Source organism: Desulfobacter sp., from assembly GCF_050177295.1.
Window position 1 is genome coordinate 13260 of record NZ_JBFXHE010000051.1, and the last position, 4739, is coordinate 17998.

The window sequence follows — 4739 nt, forward strand, 5'->3', positions numbered from 1 at the left end:
GAAATATTCTGGTGGGACTGATTGTGGCAGCAGCCTTGTTTTATTTAATAAAAAGGATGATCAATGTTTTTAAAGGACAGTCCTCGTGCAGCTGTGAATGTGAAGGGTGTACGCCTTGCCCGCAGAAAAACGGCTGCAGCCCAAAAGACGATTCAAACAGCAGCCGGTTGGTCATAAAATAAGCGGAAGTGAACAATGGATACCCAAGGTGCTTTGGCTGCAAAAATATACGATCCAATACTCTATTTTGCCCTGAAAAAGATCCGTCAGGACATCATTCGTCTGATTCCAAACCATGACGCACGCATTCTGGATCTGTGCTGCGGGACCGGCGATCAGCTGAAAAAAATGTCAGACGCAGGTTTCAGCAATTTAACAGGTATGGATCTGTCCACGGAAATGCTCAAGGTCGCCCGGAAAGGCGATAAAATTGCAACTCTGCTGGAATGTGATGTGCAACACACAGGACTGCCTGATGCAAGTTTCGACATCATCATCATCTCCCTTGCAGTTCATGAAAAATCTGCCCGGATGCAAAATAATATGCTGGCGGAGGCAAAGCGTCTGTCGGCACCGGACGGGCAACTTATTTTAGTGGATTTTTCTTTGGATGATCAGGCCAAGATGATCAGCAAAATCGCTGCCACCGCGATTGAACGCCTGGCTGGTGAAGCGCATTATCGAAATTTTAAAAACTATGTGAACAAAGGCGGGATGATCCCTCTTATTCAAGGCCGTTTTAAAATACGGCAACAGATCAGGCATGCCCAGGGCGTGATCAGCATCTGGATAGTTACGGCTCAACAATGATAGTGTGTGCCTATCTGATTACCTGCTTATTTCGCCTGATTGACCAGAACATAATCAGGATGGATAGGGCCAGTAATAATACGCCCAGGACAAAGACACCTGTAAACCCGATGTCCTGGTATAACCAGATGCCGAACAGCGGCGCAATTATTGCCCGAACCCCCACCATGCTCAGATGGACCGATTGGTATGCGGCGGCATCATTGTCGCTGCAAAAATATGCTGAACCGATATTCCATAAAAGCGACATGCTTGCTGCAAACAATCCGCTCCAGGCAAACGCGGCAACCACCAGGTAATAAAAGCGATACGCGCCAACGTCCCAATAGTAGGGAAAGTACTCACTGAGTCCCAGGAAAAACAGATGCATGAGCAAGGTTAGGAATGTGAATGCGGCAAATTTGCGTGGTTCTATCCGGCCGATGAGATTGCCGAAAAACGGCAGCAGAAGAATGGCTATGACGTTATACGAATTTTTGTAAAAGGCAATACTGGTATAATTCAACTTCAGTTGTTCAACCAGAAAGATTGTGATAACCGACGCCGTGAGCATAAACGAAAATCCGTAAATCATAAATCCCACTTCAAAATCACGATAAGGCTTGTTGGACCTTATAATTGCCTTCATATCTCTTAATGACTTGCCAAGTGAGGACATTACGGGAAGGACCGGTTCACCGGTCTGAAGGTACTGCTCCTTGACCGCGCCTGACAGCAGAAACAGGGAGATGATTCCCAGGATTCCCATGGCAGGATAAACATAAATAAACGAAAAGGGATTGTTGTCAAGCATCCACCCAAAAACAAATGTCGTGATCATCATCACAATTTTACTGGTCATGGTGGCATAACTGTAAAATGTCCCAAAATGGGAATGGCTGTAATTATTTTTTAGAATGCTGTTGATGATCGGATAAACAATGGGCATGGACAGATAATAAAACACAAAGATCAGCAGAAAAAAATAATGATAGAACACCATGGCTTCATCCGGAAGCACTTTTCTGGGGAAAAACAAGATCAGAAGCAGAGGGATCCGGGTGATCAATGCTGTTCCTTTAAGGATATGTTTCTTTTTGAATCTTTTTACCAATTCATGGATGACAACCGAAAAAATGAACACGATGATGCTGGCCTGGAAAAGAAGGGCCAGTTGCATCTCTGTTCCCCGAAGGCTTTTTATAAACACAAACTCGTTAAGGACCACAACACCGGCCAGAATGCCTTCGATGGTCGAATACACAAGGTGGAGCCCAAATACTTTTTTCTCATTTGTGCTCAGATCAATAAGATTCAATTTCTGACCCCTGTGTGTTTTCCATTGCTGGATGCGACCCTGCTGAAACCCTGCTTTAAACGATAAAATAATCAAAGGCAGGGTAAATAATGCCCCGCCTTTTCTTTGTAAGCTCTGCTATTTTTATTGCGTCATGCCGTATCCGGATGCCGCAAAACCAAACTCTATTTATAATCGTAAAATCCCTTGCCGGTTTTGCGCCCCAGCCATCCTGCTTCCACATATTTTCTCAACAGCGGGCAGGGTCTGTATTTAGAATCCTTGAATCCGTCATACAGGGTTTCCATGATGGCAAGGCAGGTATCCAGGCCAATGAGGTCGGCAAGGGTCAAAGGGCCCATGGGATGGTTCATGCCAAGCTTCATGACCGTATCAATGTCCTCTTTGTTTCCAACACTCTGGTAAAGACAGAAAACCGCCTCATTGATCATGGGCATGAGAATCCGGTTGGCAATGAAACCGGGGTAATCATTGGCTTGGGCCGGGACCTTGCCGAATTTTTCGGACAGATTCCAGGTCAGTTTAAAGGTCTCTTCGGAGGTGGCAATCCCCTTGATGACCTCCACAAGTTTCATCATAGGTACGGGGTTCATGAAGTGCATGCCGATAACCTTATCCGGCCGGGAGGTCTGGGCTGCGATACTGCCGATGAGAATGGATGAGGTGTTGGAGGCCAGGATCACATGTGCAGGGCAGATCTCGTCCAGATCCCTGAAAATTTTGAATTTCAAGTCTTGGCGTTCCACAGCCGCCTCAACCACGAAATCGGCCTTGGCCATATCCTTTAAATCCGTAGTGGTGGTAATCCTGGCAAGGGTGGCATCCTTGTCAGCCTGGGTTATTTTTTCCTTTTTTACCAGACGGTCCAGGGAGCCTGCGATTGTAGCAAGGCCTTTTTCGCAGAACGCTTCTTTAATATCGCTCATGATCACATTCATCCCTGCCGCAGCAGCCACCTGGGCAATGCCGTTGCCCATCTGGCCGGAACCAACAACACCAAAGGTTTTTACTTCCATTGTCCTGTTCTCCTATACATTCAACTTGAAAAAGAATTGACCCGGCACACTATTGCGCACCGGGTTTGAATATAGTTTAAGTGCCTGTTTATAAAGAACGGTCACTACCTACCGGTTGACAACCAGTGCCACAGCCTCCCCGCCACCTAAACACAGCGAAGCCAGGCCGGTTTTTACATCTCTTTTGGCCATTTCATACAATAACGTAGTCAGAACCCGGGCACCGGAGGCGCCGATGGGATGTCCCAAAGCCACGGAACCGCCGTTCACGTTCACCTTTTCCGGGTCCAGTTCCAGGACCTTGTTGATGCCGGTGGAGGTGCCGGCAAAGGCTTCGTTGATCTCAAACAGGCCCACATCATTCACACCGATCCCCTGCTTTTTCAACACCTTGGGAATGGCATAAATGGGCGCCATAAGCACATATTTCATATCAATGCCATAGGAGGCCTGGGCCCCGATTTCAGCCATGACAGTGCATCCCAGGGCCTTTGCTTTTGATTCGCTCATCACCACCACGGCGCTTGCGCCATCGGAGATGATGGACGCATTGCCTGCCGTGCCCACGCCATCTTTTTTAAAAGCGGGCTTCATTTTGGACAAAAATTCAAAGCTTGTCTCCTGGGGGCATTCGTCCGTATCAAAAATTTGGGGGTCACCCTTTGGCCGGGGGATTGAAACGGGCATAATCTCATCCTTAAACCGCCCCTGGGCCACAGCCTTGTTGGCCCTTTCATAGGACCGGGCCGCAAACCGGTCCTGGTCCTCCCGGGTCACTTCCCAGCGCTCGGAGCAAAGCTCATTGGACATGCCCATGTGAAAATCATTGACAATATCCCACAGCCCGTCATGGACCATATGGTCCTCAATGCGGCCCGGCCCCATCCGATGCCCCCATCTGGCCTTGTCCATATAATAGGGCGCCATGCTCATGGTCTCCATGCCGCCGGCCACCACAACCTCCGCATCTCCGCACTGGATGGCCTGGGCTGCCAGCATAACAGCCTTAAGCGATGACCCGCACACCTTGTTTATGGTAATGGCTTCGACGTCCCAGGGAAGGCCCGACTTAACCACAGCCTGTTTGCCCGGATTCTGGCCGTATCCGCAGGGCAGAACCATGCCCATGATGCACTCATCCACCACGGCATCCTCAATATCAGCACGCCGGATTGCTTCCCTGATGACAAGCCCACCGAGAGTGGTGGCGCTTATGCCGCTCAATGAACCGCCGAAACTGCCTAAAGGGGTTCGGGTGGCACTGACGATAACAGCTTTATTCATTCTAAACTCCTTTATTCTTTTACATTGAATTTTTTTGGGTCAGGGCCGTAACAAAGGTATCGGAAATATCCAATTCGGTTTCCAGAACTTTTTTTCCATTTGTCCGGCAGAAACTGGGTGACCTGGTACATGAGCAGAATATAGTCCGTTTCTTTATCTGAGTGGGGACATCTGCACCGGACCCTGGGTGTGCCTTTTGCCGGGCCATGGGTACTCCAGCCTTAGAGCCTGTTTGGTAATTGATGAATCGGCTGCAATCTCATGAAAATGGCCCCAATTCTCCCAAATTTTATGTCAATAGTCCGGCTATTAACAGAAAATTTGAAAAAATT

5 protein-coding genes are annotated in these 4739 nt (G+C 48.3%); 2 read left to right on the plus strand and 3 right to left on the minus strand.

The genetic code is table 11. The features are described 5' to 3' along the window. Together AB7U36_RS06220 and AB7U36_RS06225 are read left to right on the plus strand one after the other, a co-directional pair. Positions 1-182 (plus strand): FeoB-associated Cys-rich membrane protein (locus AB7U36_RS06220; protein ID WP_428158928.1); only part of this gene is annotated, 182 nt, incomplete at its 5' end. Positions 183-195: 13 nt separating this feature from the next. Next, the gene (locus AB7U36_RS06225) at positions 196-810 is read left to right on the plus strand and encodes a class I SAM-dependent methyltransferase (RefSeq protein WP_428158929.1); all 615 of its coding nucleotides are present in this window, start codon (positions 196-198) and stop codon (positions 808-810) included. Between the two features lie 10 nt (positions 811-820). Here AB7U36_RS06225 and AB7U36_RS06230 read toward each other — a convergent pair whose 3' ends face one another. From AB7U36_RS06230 to AB7U36_RS06240, 3 genes are all read right to left on the minus strand, one after another. Further along, on the minus strand, positions 821-2107 hold the full coding sequence (locus tag AB7U36_RS06230) for an MFS transporter (RefSeq protein WP_428158930.1): 1287 nt from the start codon (positions 2105-2107) through the stop codon (positions 821-823). A gap of 164 nt (positions 2108-2271) precedes the next feature. Further along, entirely contained in the window at positions 2272-3123 is an 852-nt protein-coding gene (locus AB7U36_RS06235; protein WP_428158931.1) for a 3-hydroxybutyryl-CoA dehydrogenase, read from the minus strand. Between the two features lie 108 nt (positions 3124-3231). After that, positions 3232-4407, minus strand: a complete 1176-nt coding sequence (locus tag AB7U36_RS06240; RefSeq protein WP_428158932.1) for an acetyl-CoA C-acetyltransferase — start codon at positions 4405-4407, stop codon at positions 3232-3234. Positions 4408-4739: the final 332 nt, after the last annotated feature.

Bases quoted from the DNA above. Each gene is read 5' to 3' on its own strand.
- AB7U36_RS06240 (WP_428158932.1), bottom strand. From the start codon at position 4,407: ATGAATAAAGCTGTTATCGTCAGTGCCACCCGAACCCCTTTAGGCAGT.
- AB7U36_RS06235 (WP_428158931.1), bottom strand. From the start codon at position 3,123: ATGGAAGTAAAAACCTTTGGTGTTGTTGGTTCCGGCCAGATGGGCAAC.
- AB7U36_RS06225 (WP_428158929.1), top strand. From the start codon at position 196: ATGGATACCCAAGGTGCTTTGGCTGCAAAAATATACGATCCAATACTC.